The sequence below is a fragment of the Mycolicibacterium sp. SMGY-1XX genome (genome assembly GCF_059132455.1).
Window position 1 is genome coordinate 6,676,723 of record NZ_CP101139.1, and the last position, 17,112, is coordinate 6,693,834.

General features: G+C 66.2%; 15 protein-coding genes. 6 read left to right on the forward strand and 9 right to left on the reverse strand.

Features of this window, described 5'->3' with window-relative positions; all coding sequences use genetic code 11:
* The first annotated feature begins 25 nt into the window (after positions 1 to 25).
* Positions 26 to 1,060, forward strand: a complete 1,035-nt coding sequence (locus NL241_RS31885; protein WP_487690392.1) for an extracellular solute-binding protein — start codon at positions 26 to 28, stop codon at positions 1,058 to 1,060.
* Positions 1,061 to 1,150: 90 nt separating this feature from the next.
* Positions 1,151 to 1,774 (forward strand): VTT domain-containing protein, encoded by a 624-nt coding sequence (locus NL241_RS31890; RefSeq protein ID WP_487690623.1) that lies wholly within the window; start codon positions 1,151 to 1,153, stop codon positions 1,772 to 1,774.
* On the opposite strand, the gene NL241_RS31895 is transcribed toward NL241_RS31890, so the two are convergent.
* The 3 genes from NL241_RS31895 to NL241_RS31905 all read right to left on the reverse strand — a co-directional run bounded on the left by NL241_RS31895 (position 1,749) and on the right by NL241_RS31905 (position 5,882).
* Complete coding sequence (locus NL241_RS31895; protein WP_487690621.1) at positions 1,749 to 2,963, reverse strand: CaiB/BaiF CoA transferase family protein; 1,215 nt, start codon at positions 2,961 to 2,963, stop codon at positions 1,749 to 1,751. The two genes, NL241_RS31890 and NL241_RS31895, sit on opposite strands and share 26 nt — an antisense overlap.
* An 80-nt stretch (positions 2,964 to 3,043) precedes the next feature.
* On the reverse strand, positions 3,044 to 4,579 hold the full coding sequence (locus NL241_RS31900; protein WP_487690389.1) for a threonine/serine exporter family protein: 1,536 nt from the start codon (positions 4,577 to 4,579) through the stop codon (positions 3,044 to 3,046).
* A gap of 55 nt (positions 4,580 to 4,634) precedes the next feature.
* A complete protein-coding gene (locus NL241_RS31905) occupies positions 4,635 to 5,882 on the reverse strand; it encodes a mechanosensitive ion channel family protein (RefSeq protein WP_487690386.1) in 1,248 nt (415 codons plus the stop codon).
* Between the two features lie 345 nt (positions 5,883 to 6,227).
* On the opposite strand from NL241_RS31905, the gene NL241_RS31910 reads away from it, so the two are divergent.
* Positions 6,228 to 7,151 (forward strand): AEC family transporter, encoded by a 924-nt coding sequence (locus NL241_RS31910; RefSeq protein ID WP_487690384.1) that lies wholly within the window; start codon positions 6,228 to 6,230, stop codon positions 7,149 to 7,151.
* A 3-nt stretch (positions 7,152 to 7,154) separates the two neighbouring features.
* Here the strand turns inward: NL241_RS31910 and NL241_RS31915 are convergent, their stop codons facing one another.
* Entirely contained in the window at positions 7,155 to 7,700 is a 546-nt protein-coding gene (locus NL241_RS31915; RefSeq protein WP_494396074.1) for a DUF1697 domain-containing protein, read from the reverse strand.
* A gap of 7 nt (positions 7,701 to 7,707) precedes the next feature.
* Positions 7,708 to 8,403 (reverse strand): FadR/GntR family transcriptional regulator, encoded by a 696-nt coding sequence (locus NL241_RS31920; RefSeq protein WP_494396075.1) that lies wholly within the window; start codon positions 8,401 to 8,403, stop codon positions 7,708 to 7,710.
* A 153-nt stretch (positions 8,404 to 8,556) separates the two neighbouring features.
* Here NL241_RS31920 and NL241_RS31925 point away from each other — a divergent pair, with 153 nt between their 5' ends.
* The 3 genes from NL241_RS31925 (at position 8,557) to NL241_RS31935 (ending at position 12,819) form a co-directional block, all read left to right on the forward strand.
* A complete protein-coding gene (locus NL241_RS31925) occupies positions 8,557 to 9,927 on the forward strand; it encodes an SLC13 family permease (RefSeq protein WP_494396076.1) in 1,371 nt (456 codons plus the stop codon).
* Positions 9,928 to 10,102: 175 nt separating this feature from the next.
* Positions 10,103 to 11,308, forward strand: a complete 1,206-nt coding sequence (locus tag NL241_RS31930; RefSeq protein WP_494396077.1) for a CaiB/BaiF CoA transferase family protein — start codon at positions 10,103 to 10,105, stop codon at positions 11,306 to 11,308.
* The gene (locus NL241_RS31935; RefSeq protein WP_494396078.1) at positions 11,305 to 12,819 is read left to right on the forward strand and encodes a carboxyl transferase domain-containing protein; all 1,515 of its coding nucleotides are present in this window, start codon (positions 11,305 to 11,307) and stop codon (positions 12,817 to 12,819) included. The genes NL241_RS31930 and NL241_RS31935 overlap by 4 nt, the downstream gene beginning before the upstream one ends.
* Before the next feature lie 9 nt (positions 12,820 to 12,828).
* Here NL241_RS31935 and NL241_RS31940 read toward each other — a convergent pair whose 3' ends face one another.
* The 4 genes from NL241_RS31940 to NL241_RS31955 all read right to left on the reverse strand — a co-directional run bounded on the left by NL241_RS31940 (position 12,829) and on the right by NL241_RS31955 (position 17,009).
* Positions 12,829 to 13,878, reverse strand: a complete 1,050-nt coding sequence (locus NL241_RS31940) for an MFS transporter (RefSeq protein ID WP_494396079.1) — start codon at positions 13,876 to 13,878, stop codon at positions 12,829 to 12,831.
* Between the two features lie 91 nt (positions 13,879 to 13,969).
* Positions 13,970 to 15,517 carry a tripartite tricarboxylate transporter permease gene (locus NL241_RS31945; RefSeq protein ID WP_494396080.1) on the reverse strand — a complete coding sequence of 516 codons (1,548 nt, stop codon included), beginning with the start codon at positions 15,515 to 15,517 and terminating at the stop codon, positions 13,970 to 13,972.
* On the reverse strand, positions 15,517 to 16,029 hold the full coding sequence (locus NL241_RS31950; protein ID WP_494396081.1) for a tripartite tricarboxylate transporter TctB family protein: 513 nt from the start codon (positions 16,027 to 16,029) through the stop codon (positions 15,517 to 15,519). The genes NL241_RS31945 and NL241_RS31950 overlap by 1 nt, the downstream gene beginning before the upstream one ends.
* Complete coding sequence (locus NL241_RS31955; protein WP_494396082.1) at positions 16,026 to 17,009, reverse strand: Bug family tripartite tricarboxylate transporter substrate binding protein; 984 nt, start codon at positions 17,007 to 17,009, stop codon at positions 16,026 to 16,028. Before NL241_RS31955 ends, NL241_RS31950 begins: the two co-directional genes overlap by 4 nt.
* Positions 17,010 to 17,112 lie beyond the last annotated feature (103 nt).

The window sequence follows — 17,112 nt, forward strand, 5'->3', positions numbered from 1 at the left end:
GTCCCAGTCTTCACAGGATGGACCGATGACCGACACCGGCGCGCCAGCCCGACGGTGGCGGCGGCTCCTCTCCATCACCCTGCTGGCCACGCTGATCGCCGGCTGCTCCAACGCGACCTCGGGGGCCGGCTCGGAAGACGCTCCCGACGGCACCGTGTCGCTGTCCGTCCTGGCGTTCACCTCGGCCGCTCCCGGGTGGAATGCCAGCATTCCGGCCTTCGGCGCTACCGAGGCCGGCGAAGGCATCTCCGTCCGGACCACCTACGGACCGTCGGCCGAACTCGTGCAGTCGGTCCTCGACGGGGCCCAGGCCGATATCGTCTACCTGGCCGATCAACCCAATATCGATCGGCTGGTGCGGGAGGAGAAGATCTCCGCCGACTGGAACACCGGACCCCACCACGGGCAGCCGTTCGGTTCGATCTCCACTCTGGTGGTGCGTGAGGGCAACCCGCTCAACATCCAGACGTGGAACGACCTGCTTCGGCCCGGCGTCGAGGTGATGGCCGCCAATCCCGTCCTGTCCGGCTCCGGCAAGTGGGGACTGATGGCGGGGTATGCGGCCGCCAGCCGCGGCGGGCAGGACAGAGCCGCCGGCATCGACTACCTCAACAAGTTGATCCTCGAACACGTGCTCGTCGGCCCCACCACCGTCCCGGAGGCCATCGACCTGTTTCTCGCCGGCACCGGCGACGTCCTGATCGCCCCGGAGAACAGCGCCATCGACGCCGAACGGCACTCCTCCGGCGTGGAGCGCATCGTTCCTCCGCAGACCTTGAAGATCGACAACCAGGCTGCCGTCGTCAGTACCAGCGAGCATCCTGACGAAGCGGCGCGACTGGTGGACTACCTGTACACCCCTGAGGCGCAACGACTCTGGGCCGAGGCCGGCTTCCGTCCGGTACTGCCGGAGATCGCGGCGGAGTTCGCCGCGGACTTCCCGACCCCGGAGAAGTTGTGGACCATCGACGAGATCGGTAGCTGGGCGGTCCTGGACCCGCTGTTCTACGACCCGGAGAACGGCATCATCACCCGGATCTTCGATCAGGCCACCGCGTGAGCGACATTCGCCTGTAGTTTCCTCGCCGGCAATGTCGCGCAGGTAGTTTCGCAGGCTGTGACGGGTGCGGTCCTGGCGCTGCCCGAGGTCATGGACCCGATGTACTGGCTCGGTGACACGGGGCCATTCGGGTCGGCGGTCCTGCTGGGTGTCGTCGTCATCGTCTTCATCGAGACAGGGCTGCTGTTTCCGTTCCTGCCGGGGGACACCCTGTTGTTCACCGCAGGTCTGATTGCGGCCCAGCCACATTCAGCCGTCGACCTGTGGTCGGTCGGTCCGTGCGCGGCCGTCGCCGCGGTGGCGGGCGGTCAGGTCGGTTACGGGTTGGGCCGGCGTATCGGTCCGGCGTTGTTCGGCAAACCCGATGCGCGGTTCTTCAAACAGCGCTACCTGCGTGAGTCGCATCGTTTCTTCGAGCGCCACGGGGCCAAGGCCCTGGTCATCGCGCCGTTCATCGGCGTGGTGCGCACTTTCACACCCGTGGTCGCCGGTATCGCCGGGATGCGCTACCGGATGTTCCTCCTGTTCAACATCATCGGCAGCAGCTTGTGGGGCCTGGGTCTGACGACGGTCGGTTATTTCCTGGGCAACGTTGCGTTCGTCGCGCAGCACCTGGAGCTCATGGTGCTCGCCATCGCGGTGCTGTCCACCCTGCCCGTGGCCATCACGGTGGTGCGCGCGGCGGTGGTCACGCGATCGCGCCGGACTCCTTGAGCTCGGCGATCCGGTCCCAGTCGATGCCCAGTTCCATCAGCACCAGCTCCGTGTGTTCGGAGGCCTGCGGGGCGCGGGTGGTCTCCAGCGGTTCGTGGTTGAACTGGACGGGTCCGCGAACCACCTTGAACGGGGTGCCACCGTCGCCGGCTTCGACCTCGACCACCATGTCGTTGGCGATCGCCTGTTCATCACCTGCCAGGTCGACGAGGCTCTGGAAGGGCGCCCATTGGCCGCGCATCGTCCTCAGATGCTGACGCCAGTATTCGAAGGGTTTACTCCGGATCGCTTCGGCGATCAGTGCCCCACCCTCGGCGGCGTTCTCGATCAGCGGCATCACTTCGGAGAACCGGGGGTCGTCGGCGAGTTCCGGCAGGCCCAGGTGCTCGAAGGCGTCGCGGATGTAGCCGGTGGGGCTGACGATGCACAGGTTGATGGTGCCGCCGTCCGAGGTCTGGTAGTTGGCCATGAACGGATTGACGGACGGCCCTGTGGAATTCGGCATCAACGAACGCATGGTCTGACCGGTCTCCATGCCCTGCGTGACACTGGCACCGGCGGCCCACCACGCGGTGGACAACAACGACACGTCGATTTCGGTCGCCTCACCAGTGCGTTCCCGGTGGAACAGCGCCGCCGAGATGCCGCCGGCGATGTTCATCCCGCCGATGGAGTCGCCGAACGCCGGAATGCCCTGCGACAGAGCGCCGCCCAGCTCTTCCGGCGTCAGCGCATGCCCCACTCCGCTGCGCGTCCAGAACGCGGTTCCGTCGAAGCCGCCGGTGTCCCGCTCCGGACCCTTGTCACCGTAGGCGCTGCCGCGGGCGTAGATGATGTCCGGGTTCACCGCGCGGATGTGTTCGACGTCGAACCTGTTCTTCTGCCGTTGTGCGGGCAGGTAATTGGTGAGGAAGACATCTGCGGTCTTGGCGATCTCGTAGAGCACTTCCTGCCCGCCCGGGGTGGACACATCGATCCCGACGCTGCGCTTGCCGCGGTTGGGATGTTCGATCAGCGGGTGGCGGTCCGGGTCGAGCTGGAATCCGCCCATGTTGATGAATCCGCGTTGTGTGTCACCCCGGACGGGATGTTCGACCTTGATGACATCAGCTCCCCAGTCCGCGAGGATGGCGCCCGCGGCGGGTACGAACGTGAACTGTGCTACTTCCAGGACCCGGACACCTGACATCACCTTGGTCAACTCTGACCCTCCCGTTCGACTGATGGCTCTTGCCGTATGGCGAACAGTATGCCTTGCAGCAGTGGTACTCAGTCGGTGTCGTCGTCGGCCGGTTCCAGTGCCACGCTGTGCGAGCGCGTGTACCCGCTGCTCTTGGGGCGAGGAGTCTTCACCGGCCGCAGCCGCACCCCGCGGCCGACCGCGCGGCGGATTCCGGGTGGCTCCGGTCGCTGGAAGAAGCGACTGAACCGGCCGGCACCGGACCGCAGCGGCGATCCGATGAACTCCCCCATCACCACCCCGCTGCCGATCGCGAGCGCGGTGGCCCCCGCGGCCAGCATCTGGGCCAATCCGTCGTCGAAGCGTTTGTCCACCGCGAAGGCGAACACGGCCTGGAAGACGGCCAGCCCCGGGAGCAGCGGAGTGATGCCGGCGGTCGCGGTGACCAGCGCCGGTGCCCGCCGGCTGATCGACATGACGGTCGCGACCAGGCCGACGCCGACGGCGGCCATCCCGGTGGCGACCACCTGACCGAACCCGACGGCGCTGAGACCGATGACGAATGCCGATGCGAGCGCGGCCGCGAATCCGGCCGGAACGGCCGACCGCAGCGGGCCGTAGCTGGCGATGGTCAGGCAGACACCGGACAGCGCCGCCCCCGCCACCGCGACGGCGATCGGCAGGGGCTGCGAGGGGGTGACGAATGTCTGGCTGACGTCGACGTGCAACTGGATGGTCACGCCGGCGACGGTGACGACCTGCAGCGCCGCCAGGATTCCGACCACGATCCCGCCGGTCAGGAACAGCGCGTCACCCAACCGGGCCAGCGCCGTGATCATGTAACCGGTCAGTGCGTCCTGCATCGAACCGACGATCGTCATCCCCGACAACAGCACCACGATTCCGGTGGCCACCAAGGCGGCGAGACCCTGCCCGGCGAACTGCGCCACCACGACGGCGACCAGGGTTGCGATGGCCGCGCCGACGGCGTGTTGGAAGAAGAACGGCGTCTTCATCCGGTTCAGGACGCGGCCCACCCGGTCGATCAGTGCCGCGGTGACGGCCGCGACCAGGCACGTCAGCGGTGAGCCGCCCAGCAGCATCGCGATGCCGAGGGCGAAACCCGCCCAGCTCACCGTGGCCAGCCAGCGTGGGTACGGATGGGGACGTTCGGTCAGGTCGTCCATCGCGGCGTGGGCGTCGTTGACGGTGACTCCGCCGGCGGTGATGCGCTGGATCAGCCGGTTCAGCTGGTCGAGACGGGTGTAGTCGATCGATCGGGTCCAGACCGACCGCACGATCGTCACCGGCGGACTGTCCGCCGTGGGCAGCGCCGAGACGATGATCGTGGTGAAGGTGACGTCGACGACGCAGTCGGTGAGTTGATAGGCCTGGGCCACATCCTGGGCGGTGGCGACGACGTCCGCGGTTCCTGAACCGGAGGACAGCATCACCTCGGCGAGGCGGATGGTGAGGTCCAGGACGCTGCGGGTGTGGACATCGCCCATGCCGCCGGACGTCCGGCGGCGTTGTCCGGCCAACGGCGCCGGGTCCCGGCTGCCGTTCAGCGCCGCTTTGAGACCCCGGCTGAGGCGGATCCTTCCGCTCGATCGATCGTGCGCCATCGCCAGCAGGATACTGACGGGCGGCCCGGTCGGTGGCGGGTCAGTTGTCGGCCTGTCAGTTGTCGTCGTAACCGCGGGGCATCGCGTCGTGCCCGTTGACCCTCTCGTCGACGGCCACGCCACCACGCTCGTACTCGCGGGCCCGCTCCTCGGCTTCCCGGCTGCCGCTGAACACCCCGGCGGCGGCCTTGGGCTGACCGTTGTGACCGTTGCGGCGGGCGAGTTCCTGCGCCGGCGCCGACTGGACCTCCTCGAGCCGCTGATGCGGCAGGGCACCCCGGTTGGTGCGCTGCAGCCAGTCCACCAGTCCTTCGCGGACAAAACAGCGCAGGTCGAACAGCGCGCTGGCATTCGGGGCACTGAGCAGCATGCGGACCCGCACGACCCCGTTGATGGCGTCGGTGACCTGCAGGACGCCGGTGCGGCCGTCCCACAGATCGCTCTGCTCGAGCCGGCGCTGAAGTTCCACCCGCATGTCCTCGATCGGCACGGTGAAGTCGACGTCGAATTCGACGGTGCCCAACAGCTCGGTGGCGTTGCGGGTCCAGTTCTGGAACGGCGTGGTGGTGAAGTAGGTGGTGGGCAGCACCAGTCGGCGCTGGTCCCACAGTTTCACCACGACGTAGGTGAGGGTGATCTCCTCGATACGGCCCCACTCCTCCTCGAGAACCACCACGTCACCCACGCGGATGGCGTCGGAGAACGCGATCTGCATGCCCGCGAACACCGACCCCAACGAGGTCTGCGCGGCCAGGCCGGCGACCACCGACAGCACACCGGCCGAGGCGAACAGCGTCGTGCCGATGTTGGCGAAGGCGGGGAAGGTCATCAGCGCTGCGGCCAGTCCGAGTAGCACCACGACCGCGATGACCAGCCGGCGCACGGTCGTGACCTGCGTCCGCAGCCGGCGGCGTTGCCGGTCGGCGTCGGTCATCTCCTCGTCGCCGCCGCCGAACTTGGCGATGACCCGGCGCTCGACCACTTTCACGAAGCTGGCGATCAACCAGGTGACTGCGGCGATCAGCAGGATCACCAACGTGTGGTCCACCCAGGACCGCCAGCTGGCACCGGGATCGGCGAAGCGCCGGATCGCGATGTTGGCCGCCATCACCATCAGCAGGAAACGGAACGGTGTGCGCGTGATCAGGGCGACGTCGAGGATCGACGCGCTGCGGCGGCCGAGCCGCCGCAACAGCCAGGGCACCAGCAAGCCCAACAGGTACGCGATGGCGATGGCGCCCGCCACCCAGGCGAGCGTCACGGCCAGGGATGTTGCGGATTCGAGCTCGATCTCTTCGGGCATCGTTGACTCTGCGCTCCCGTTCGAAAAATCGTGGGCGGGTTCAGGGGGTCGTCATCGACCGTACGGGACTTCCCCTGATCCCGTCACATCGAAACCCGTTGAAAACCCTTGTGGCGCCGCCTGGTTCAGCGGGTTTTGTGTTCCGCACCACATTCGGATTCGGCAGCGGCGTGGACGGTTATGCGACGGTGTCGACTGAGGTCAAGGGCATGTGTCACGCCCTGGGCCGAGAGACTCGCCACAGTCCGGGCTCGGCTCGAGGCCTGGATTTCGCGCTACCGACGCCGCGCCCCGATAATCGAGGTGTTGACGGGCCCGGGCTGACTGCCCCGGAAAGGGGTTTCAGTGCTGGCGGTGTTGGAGGCCTTCGCCGTCATCGCCGTCATCATCGCGGTGGGCATGATCGTGGGCTGGCGCGGCGTCCTCGGAGAGAACGCCCGCATGGTGCTCAACCGCGTGGCGTTCCATGTCGGAGTGCCTGCGCTGCTGCTGCTGTCACTGTCCGACTCGACACCTTCGCAGGTGTTTTCGTTCCCACTGCTGGTGTCCGCGGTCACGACGTTCATCGTCTTCGCCGTCTACTTCGTCATCGCGATGGCACTGCGGCGGCGCAGCCGTGGTGATGCCACCGTCGGCGCCTGGGCCGCGTCGTGGGTCAATTCCGGCAATCTCGGCATACCGCTGAGCACCTACGTCCTGGGCAGCACCACCGAGGTGTCGGCCCTCATCGTGTTCCAGACCGTGGTGCTGGTACCGCTCGGCGTGGCGATCATCAACTCCGACGGCCGCGGCGCCTCATCGGTGAAGGCACAGGTCAAAGACCTCGTCACCAACCCGATCATCGTGGCAAGTGCCCTCGGACTGGTGATGGCCTTCACCGGGATCACTCTGCCGCGGGCCATTCACGAACCGCTGGACCTGTTGGCGGACTTGGCAATTCCCACCGTGCTGTTGGCCTTCGGCATCGCGCTGGTCACCCAGCGCGGAGGTTCCGGCGAAGAGAGCCGCGTGGATCTCGTTCTGGCCGTGGTGTTCAAGGTGATCCTGATGCCGGCGCTGGCGTACGTGCTGGCCCGCTGGGTGTTCGACATGTCGGCGCACGGGATAGCGGTGGCGACGGTGCTGGCAGCGCTGCCTGCCGCTCAGAACCTGAACACCTACGCCGCGGTGTTCCAGCGCGGTGAGAAACTCGCCCGCGACGCCACCTTGATCACCACCGTGGCCTCGGTTCCGGTGATCGCTTTCATCGCCTTTGCACTCGGGCTGTAGTACTCAGCGCATCTGGTCGAGCAGCGCAACGAGTTTGACGGTGGTGGTCCAGCTGCGGATGGTCATCTGCTTGTACTCGGGCTTACCGACGATCTTGCTCATCTTGCTCTTGGTCCGTTCGGCGCCGAGCCGGGCGAAATAGACCACGCCGGGGCCGGGCCAGGCCTGGTCCACCCCGTCCCGGAGTTCAACGATTCCCATCACCTGCTCGGTGGTCAGTGGCGCTTTCAGGAACACCGCGTCGGAGTAATAGGTGTCAGGGTCCGTCCCGAAACCGGACGGTGCCTGCTTGAGCACGTTCTGCATCTGCCGGTGCGAGCGCAGCACCACCACCAGCGGGACGCCCAGACGCTTTTGCAGGGTGGCTTCGATCTCGGCTTCCAGCGCAGCGCGGGCGGCATCGGTCTCGAACAGGACATTGCCGGACTGGATGTAGGTGGACACGTTGTGCAGACCATGATCTTCCATCGCGGCGCGCAGGTCCTTCATGCCGATGAGGTTGCGGCCCCCGACGTTGATGCCGCGCAGCAGCGCGACGTATCGCGTCACCGGTCGCTCAGTCCGGCGCACGCAGCAATGCCACGTCCGACACCATGCGGATGTGGTCGGCCATGGCGCTGGCCGCCTCATCGACGTCCTTGTTACGGACGGCCTCGGCGATCCGGCGATGCCCTTCCAGAGAAGACCGGGGCCGGTCCTGTTGGGACAGCGATTCGATACGCGTCTCACGTACCAGCCCGGAGATCTCGTGCATGAGCTTGGCCAGAAGTGACGAGTGCGCTGCCGCGGTGATCGCCTCGTGAAACATCTCGTCGCCGACGACTCCGCGATCACCCGACTCTACTTCCCGCTCCATGGTGGAGATGGCTTCGTCGATCGCGGCCATTTCAGCGTCGGTGCGACGCGCGGCCGCAAGTGCGGCCAGCTTCACCTCCAACGCCTCGCGCGCCTCGATGATGTCGGGGATCCGGTCAGCGTGTTCACGCAGCGCTTTGACGGCCCGTTCCTCGGTGGGGCGCCGGACCAGGATGGCGCCATCGCCATGGCGTACCGCCAGGACACCCTGCACTTCCAGCGCGACGAGGGCCTGACTGAGGGATGCCCGGCTGACGCTGAGCTTGGCCGCCAGTTCGCGCTCCGCCGGAAGCCGATCCCCAGGGGTCATCTCGTTGTCGGAAATATAAGTACACAACTGCTCGACGATCACTTCGTACAGCCGAGGACGCGTCACAGGCCTCAGTTGCTCTACCACTCACTCACCCACTCTCTAGGCCACACCTTACTCGGCGACGTGAGGCGGCCGCGCCCTTCAGATCACACTCGCAGTTGACAGTGACCTGCCTCACTGGTGTAATGGCTAGGCCAGTGAGCCACCTGGCGTAGCTCTCACGATTCGGAGTCTCCGATGCCGCTCGAACTCATTCCGATCCTCGCCCTCATCGCGATGTTCGCCGCGGCGACGCTGTTACCGATCAACATGGGCACCCTCGGGTTCGTCGCGGCGTTCCTGGTGGGCACACTCGCGGTGGGGATGAATACCGACGACATCATTGCCGGGTTCCCCAGCGACCTGTTCCTGACATTGGTGGGCGTGACCTACCTCTTCGCCATCGCCCAGAACAACGGCACGGTCGACCTGATGGTGCGCGGCGCGTTGCACCTCGTCCGCGGACGTGTCGCGTTCATTCCCTGGGTGATGTTCGGAATCACCGCCATCCTCACCGCCCTGGGCGCCCTGGGTCCCGCCGCTGTCGCGATCATCGCGCCGATAGCACTGACCTTCGCCCGCCAGTACCGCATCAACGCCCTTTTGATGGGCATGATGGTGATTCACGGGGCCCAGGCCGGCGGCTTCTCTCCGATCAGCATCTACGGCGTCACCGTGAACAACATCGCAGCCAAGGCCGGCCTGGTGAACAGCCCGCTGACCCTGTTTCTCGGCAGCCTGCTCTTCAACGCCGGCATCGGCGTACTGCTGTTCATCTTCCTCGGCGGGCGTTCTCTGCTGGGCCGTTCCACCCACGATGAGGTCGACGGAACCGGTCCGGGAGCGGTCGGTTCGAGCGTGCCGCCGAAAAACACTGACACGCCGACATTCTCGGGTCACGGCACCGCCGCCTCGGCGAAAACGCTCACCGCACCGCCCAATACGCCGACCAGTCCGCTACCCCGGCACACTGTCTCCTTCGACCAGGTGCTGACCCTGATCGGCCTCGGCGCACTCGCCCTGCTGTCACTGATCCTCGACCTCGACATCGGGTTCGTGTCCATGACAGTGGCCGCAGTTCTCGCGCTGGCATCCCCCAAGGCGCAGAAGGGCGCAGTATCGCAGATCAGTTGGTCCACAGTCCTTCTCATCGGTGGCGTGCTGACCTTCGTGGGCGTCCTGCAGGAGGCCGGCAGCGTCGAGTGGGTGGGCAACGGCGTGGCTCAGATCGGCATGCCGCTGCTGGTGTCGCTACTTCTGTGCTACCTCGGCGCCATCGTCTCGGCATTCGCCTCCTCGGTGGCCATCCTCGGTGCCACCATCCCGCTCGCCGTGCCACTGTTGATGGCCGGTGAGATAGGCCCGGTCGGAGTCATCGTGGCCCTGGCGATCGCTTCCACCATCGTCGACGTCAGCCCGTTCTCCACCAACGGGGCCCTCGTTCTGGCCAACGCGCAGGGCGTGGACCGCGACGTCTTTTACAAACAGATCCTCAAGTACAGCGCGCTCGTCGTGATCATCGGACCACTCATCGCCTGGGGAGTGCTGGTGTTGCCCGGCTGGCTCTAAGTCCTAAGAAACAACGTGCCCTGCGTGAATTACGCAGGGCACGTTACCTTTTGGGCAGTGATGCATGCCACGAAATTCAATGAGCACAAGGTTGACTCCAGCCCGCAAGCGTGTTTTCCTAAATTGGCTAGGCCACTCAGCCAGTAGCTCTCTCCTCCACCGGCCAAGGACTCCCATGACTCACTTCACGACTGCTAGCACCACGCCAGGCTCGTCGGGCCCCCTCCATGGGCTTCTCGTCGTCGACCTCACCCGGGCCCTCGCAGGCCCGCACGCCGCGATGATGCTCGGCGATCTCGGAGCCGAGGTCATCAAGGTGGAAAGCCCGGACGGTGACGACACGCGCGGCTGGGGACCACCGTTCGTCGGCGCCGAAGCCGACCGTCAATCGACGTATTTCCTCTGCGCGAACCGCAACAAGAAGTCCGTCACGCTCGACCTCAAGGCCGACTCGGGCCGCCAGGCACTGGAAGCGCTGGTCCGACGCGCGGACGTATTGATGGAGAACTTCCGGCCCGGTGTGATGACGCGCCTCGGCTTCTCCGAATTGCGACTCCGCGAACTCAATCCCCGCCTGATCATGTTGTCCATCAGTGGTTTCGGCCATGACGGACCCGAGGCCGGACGTGCGGGATACGACCAGATCGCCCAGGGGGAAGCCGGCTTGATGTCAATTACCGGAGGCAGCCCGCATGACCTCCAGCGGGTTGGGGTTCCCATCGCTGACCTGCTTGCCGGCATGTACGGGGCCTTCGGCGTCCTCGCCGCGCTGCAGGAACGAGCCAGAACCGGGAACGGGCAGGTGGTGCGGTCGTCACTGTTGGCTGCCGTTGTAGGAGTACACGCCTTCCAGGGCACGAAATGGACCGTCGCCGGCCAAGTGGGTGAGGCGACGGGCAACCACCACCCCTCCATCTGTCCGTACGGCCTCTTCGACAGCGCGGATGGTGCAGTGCAGATCGCCGTCGGCAGCGAAGGACTGTGGATGCGGTTCTGCGAGGGTTTCGATATCGACCCCACCACCGCCGGTATGGAGTCCAACCCCGAACGGGTTGCCAACCAGAAGCGTGTCAACGAACTCGTTCAGAGCGCCTTCGCGCTCTACAGCACCGACGAACTGCTCGCCAAGCTGGATCGAATCGGCGTGCCCGCCGGGCGGATCCGCAACATCCGCGAGGTGTACGAGTGGGATCAGACCCGATCCCAGGGTTTGTTGGTCGACGTCGACCATGACACGCTGGGCACCATCACGCTACCCGGGCCTCCCTTGCGGTTCTTCGACTTGGACGGAGAGGAACGCACTCGGCGCTCACATACCGCACCTCCGGTGCTGGGCGCCGACAACAACCTCATCGACGCCTTGGAGACGGAGCAGCGATGACGCGACTGACAGCACTTCAATTGATCGACGAGGTTGTCGACGACCAGTCGTGGACGTCCTGGGACACCACCCCGATCGACATCGACACCGACGAAGGCTATGCCGCCGACCTGGCCCGCGCCCGCGGAGCCACCGGTCTCGACGAAGCCGTGATCACTGGGACAGCGACCCTGCGCGGCCGCCGAATCGCGCTGCTGGCATGTGACTTCGGATTCCTGGGAGGGTCGATAGGTGTGGCAGCCGGGGCACGGCTGACCGACGCCATCCGACGTGCCACCGCGGAAGGACTACCACTTCTGGCCATGCCGACCTCCGGTGGAACCCGTATGCAGGAAGGCACGACGGCGTTCCTCCAGATGGTCAGGATCAGCTCGGCGATCGTGGCCCACAAGGCTGCCCACCTGCCCTACCTGGTGTACTTACGCAACCCGACGACAGGTGGCGTCTTCGCCTCATGGGGTTCGCTCGGGCACGTCACCTTCGCCGAACCGGGCGCGCTCGTGGGATTCCTGGGACCGCGCGTTTATGAGGCGTTGTACGGCAACCCATTCCCCACCGGTGTGCAGACAGCCGAGAACCTCTATGCGCGCGGGCTCGTCGATTCTGTGGTGGCCAACAACGAGATCGGCGACGTGTTGCACCGCGCTTTGACGATCCTCACGCGGACGCCCCCGAACTCGGTATCGATGACCGCCGTCCCCGCCCGAGCCGTGTCCGAGGTGACCGCTTGGCAGGCTGTCTGCGCCACCCGGCGGCCGGATCGACCGGGCGTTCGCGACCTCCTCAGGTATGCCGGTTCAGATGTCCTGGAACTCAACGGAACCGGCCAAGGCGAGAACGAAGAGGGGTTGCTCCTGGCCCTGACCCGGTTCGGCGACATCCCGTGTCTACTGCTGGGCCAGGATCGGCGTGCCCAGACGCCCGACGCTCCCCTGGGCCCCGGCGCGCTTCGCCAGGCCCGCCGCGGTATGCGGCTGGCGGCTGATCTCGAACTGCCGCTGGTGACGGTCATCGACACCGCCGGAGCGGCACTGTCCAAGGAGGCCGAGGAAGGTGGTCTGGCCGGTGAGATCGCCCGCTGCATCGCTGATCTCATCGCCCTTCCGGTGCCTACCGTATCTGTCCTGCTCGGGCAGGGCACCGGAGGAGGCGCTCTTGCGCTCCTGCCCGCTGACCGGATCCTGGCGGCGCAGCACGGGTGGCTGTCCCCGCTACCACCCGAGGGTGCCAGTGCGATACTCCATCACGATGTGTCCCATGCCGAGGTAATGGCCGAGAGGCAGGGCATCCGGTCCATGGACCTGTATCAGCAAGGTGTCGTCGACTCCGTCATCGCCGAAGTACCCGATGCCGCAGATGAGCCGGAGGCGTTCTGCCGGCGGGTCGGGCGGCTTGTGCAGCACGAACTGGGCGCATTGGGCCATGACCACCACGAGAGCGGCATCGCTGCTCGCACACTGCGATTCGACCGCATCGGCACCCCGGGGCGAGTACTCGCCCGGGTGGGCTGACCACTTGGGTCACCGTCGCAGCGACACAGCGCACCCGGCACACAGAACGGCGGCGGTGGCGGCCAGCACTCCCGCGGCGCCCAGAGAGGCGGCCACGGCACCAACCGAAACCGGCAGCACCACCACGCCGAGTCGATTGGCCAGTAACCGCAGCGTCATTGCCGTTCCGCGCTGACCTGACGGGGCGCCATCGGCCACCGTGGCCATCGTGACGGGCTGCGCTACCCCCAGCCCCGCGCCCAGCGCCACCGCGGCCGCCACGAGCACCGCCTGCGTTGGCCACGCTGCGGCCGCCACCAGTGCGGCGGCCGACGTGAACATTCCGGTGAGCAGTACAGGAGAGCGCCCGAGAACACGGACCGCCACTCCGGTCACCATCCGGATCGCCATGGACGACAGCGCCCGTACCGCCAGCACCACCCCGACGAACGCCGCACTCAACCCGACCTCCTGCCCGAGAGCGGGCAGATAGATCACGGTGATGTCGACGGCGGCCATCACGATGCCGCTCACGACCACCGCTGCGCGGATCCTCTTGTCCCTCAGCAAGGCCATGGCGCCGCCGGTGGGGCGCACACTGGGAGCCGGCGTGCCGGTCCCGATGAAGAACGACGTCAGCAGCACCAATGCAGACAACCCCAGCGCCCCGAACAACACGGGTTCCAGGGCGAACAGCGATCCATCACCGAGACCCAGCAGCAGCGGACCCGCCGCTTGACCCAAAGATGACGCGAAAGTGTAAGCGGCGAAGCGGCTGTCGCTTGAACCGTCGGACATGTTGGCCACTGCCGTCTGTTCGCCGACGACACACAACAGGTGGCTGATGCCGGCAACCATCAGTCCGGCGATCAGGAGCGCCGGCCGCCCGGTTCCCCCCATCAGGATGACGCAGGCGACGGCCGCCAGCACGGCCCCCGCGATCAGAACCGGCCGCTCCCCCACCTTGTCCACGACGCGGCCCGTCGGAAGCGCGAGAACCAGCGGCGCCAACGCATAGCTCGCAGAGAGGACACCGAGCAATGCCGGCGCCACACCGGCATCCAGGGCTGCGTACGCCACGGCCGGACGAACCGACAACCCGACCGCCTGCACGCAGAGTGCGTGGACCCCGATCGGAGTCCACGCACCCCACCTGCCACGCGGCCTTAGGTCAGCGGCCATGCTCCTGGCTGGCCGGCACCTTGTCCTCTGGAACATTGTCCGCGACAAGACGTTCTGTTCTACCTCTGCGCCACCGCCACAGCAGCGGCATCACGAGCGCCAGTGCCAGCAAGGCGTACAGCGCGAGGGAGAATCCCGAGGCCACCAGAGCGCTGGGGTCACCGCCACTGAGTTGCATCGCGCGCCGCAGCTGCAGCTCGGCCAGCGGTCCCAGGATCACCCCGATGATGACGGGCACCACGGGCAACCCGAACCGCCGCATGATCACCCCGAGAAGACCCATCACCAGCAACAGGTACAGGCCCATGTTGGAACCGTCCGCGGCGTAGGCTCCAACGGCGGCGAACACCAGGATCCCGGCATAGAGGTAGGGCCGCGGGATGAGCAGTAGCTTTGCCCACAGTGGCGCCAGCGGCAAGTTCAACGCGAGCAGCAGGAAGTTGCCGATGAACAGACTGGCGATCAGACCCCACACCAGGGCTGGCTCGTTGTCGAAAAGCAGTGGCCCAGGCTGTATTCCGTACTGCTGGAAGGCTGCCAGCAGTACCGCTGCGGTCGCCGACGTAGGCAGGCCCAACGTCAGCAGCGGGACCAGTACACCGGCAGCGGAGGCATTGTTGGCGGCCTCCGGTCCGGCGACGCCTTCAATGGCGCCTTTGCCGAACTCCTCAGGGTGTTTCGACAGTTTCCGTTCGGTGGCGTAGGAGAGGTAGGTGGGGATCTCCGCACCGCCGGCCGGCATCGCCCCGAACGGGAAGCCCAGAGCCGCACCGCGCAACCACGGTTTCCATGACCTGGACCAGTCCTGGCGGTCCATCCACGGGCGCCCCACCGGGATCACCTCGGGTGCCCGCCGCCGCAGATGCAAAGCGATCCACAGCGCTTCGCCGAGCGCGAAGATCCCCACCGCGACCACGATGACGTTGATGCCGTCCATGAGGTGGGGTAAGCCGAAGGTCAGCCGTTCCTGGCCGGTCGAGCCGTCGATGCCGATCAATCCGATGAACAAACCGATTCCGAGGGAGGCGAATCCGCGGATCCGCGACTTGCCCAGCACCAGGGTGACGGCGCCGAAGGCCACCACCATGAGCGCGAAGTAGTCGGCCGGAGTAATCGAGATCGCGATGTCGACGACGAGCGGAGCGACCATGACGAGCAGGCCCGTGGCGATGGTGCCGGCGACGAAGGACCCGATGGCCGCGGTGGCCAGCGCCTGGGCGGCGCGGCCGGCCTTGGCCATCTTGTTGCCTTCGATCGCCGTCATCATTGCCGACGCTTCACCAGGGGTGTTGAGCAGGATCGAAGCGGTTGAGCCGCCGTACATTCCACCGTAGTAGATGCCGGCGAACATGATGATGGACCCGGTGGCATCGAGACTGAACGTCAACGGCAGAAGCAGAGCCACCGTCATGGCGGGTCCGATGCCGGGCAGTACCCCCACGGCGGTGCCGAGCAGCACGCCGATCAACGCGTATAGCAGATAAGTCGGTGTCAGCGCGGACGCGAAGCCGTCGAGCAGAAGTGTCAGTGAGTCCATCAGATCACCGCCTGCAGGATCCCGGCCGGCAGGTAGGCACCCAGCGCGTACACGAACAGCAGATAGCTTCCCAGGGCGATCACCGCGGCAACCGCCAGTGTCATCACGATGCGCTTACTGCCGAGGGCGACCGCGCTGCCGAAGAACAGCAGGGTGCCGGTGATCGGCCAGCCGACCGATTCGATCAGCACGGCGTTGGCCAGGAAAAACCCGCCGACGGCGAAGAACGGGATCCACGCGGTGGGCTGGTCGAGGTCGATGTCCTCGCCACCCTCCATCTCACCGCGCCCGCCGCGCAGAACGTCCACCACCAGCGCCACCCCGACGACGAGCAGCAGCCCGCCGACCACTGTGGGGAACACTGCCGAACTGAGCGGCCCGACACTGGCGGCATTGGTCTCCAGCGTCGCGGCATCCATCAGCGCCACGGCGCCGAGTGCGAAAAGCAGTACCGCAACCAGTAATTCGGACTTCCCAGACAGACGGGCCCGGGAAGTGGTCAGCGCACTCACGGCTCGACCCCATCAAGTGCCTGCTTGATGTCGGCAGCCTGGTCGCTGAGGTAGGTACCGAACTCTTCGCCGGACATGAATGCGTCGACCCAGCCGTTGCGTTCGACGGCGGCCTTCCACTCTTCTGTCTGATGCATCTTGTCGAAGGCCTCGATCAGGGCTTCTGTGGATTCGTCGCTGATCTCCGGCGGCGCAACGACGCCGCGCCAGTTGGCCACCACGACATCGGCGCCCTCCTCGGTGAGTGTGGGGACTTCGGGCAGGAATTCGGCCCGCTCGGCGCCGGTGACGGCGATGGCCTTCAGATCGCCCGACTTCACCTGTTCGACGACGTCGGCGGCGCTGGTGACACCGGCGTCCACCTGGCCGCCGAGCACGGCAGGGAGGATCCCGCTGCCGCCGAAGGTCACATAGTTGACGTCGGCACGCGGAATACCATTGGCCTCGGCCATCTGCAGGGTCGCGACATTGTCGGCGCCGCCGATCGCCGAACCCCCGCCCACGTTGAGGCGGTGATTCGCCTTCCATGCGGCAACCAGATCGTCGTAGGTGTTGATCGGCGAATCGCCGGGCACGATCACGGCGAGATATTCGTCGAGCAACTTCACGATCGGCGTGGTGTCGGCGAAACTCACCGGCGACGACTGCGAAACCGTCGCTGCAACAAGGCCGAAACCCATCTGCATGACCAGCTCGCCATTGCCCTTTTCGTCCACCAGACGGGACAACCCCACGGTGCCGTTGGCGCCGTCGACGTTGAACACGTCGATGCGATGCGCGATACTCTCGTCCTCCATGATCTTGGCTGCCGTCCGGGCTGTGGTGTCCCAGCCGCTGCCTGCCGAGTTCGGCACCAGATAACGGAACTGGCCGAGTCGGTCACCGGAACCGCTGGCGCCAGAGCCGGAGCCGCATGCGGCCACCAGGCTGACAGCCGCCGTGGCTGCGGTGAGCGCAACGACTTTCGTGAGCCGACTCATGTTGTACCTCCTGTGGTGAGCACTACGCTTCCATCGAACAGTGACGGCGACCACACGCGCCTGTCACGCTTGCGCTGACAGATTTTCTTGTGCTCCTTGTGAT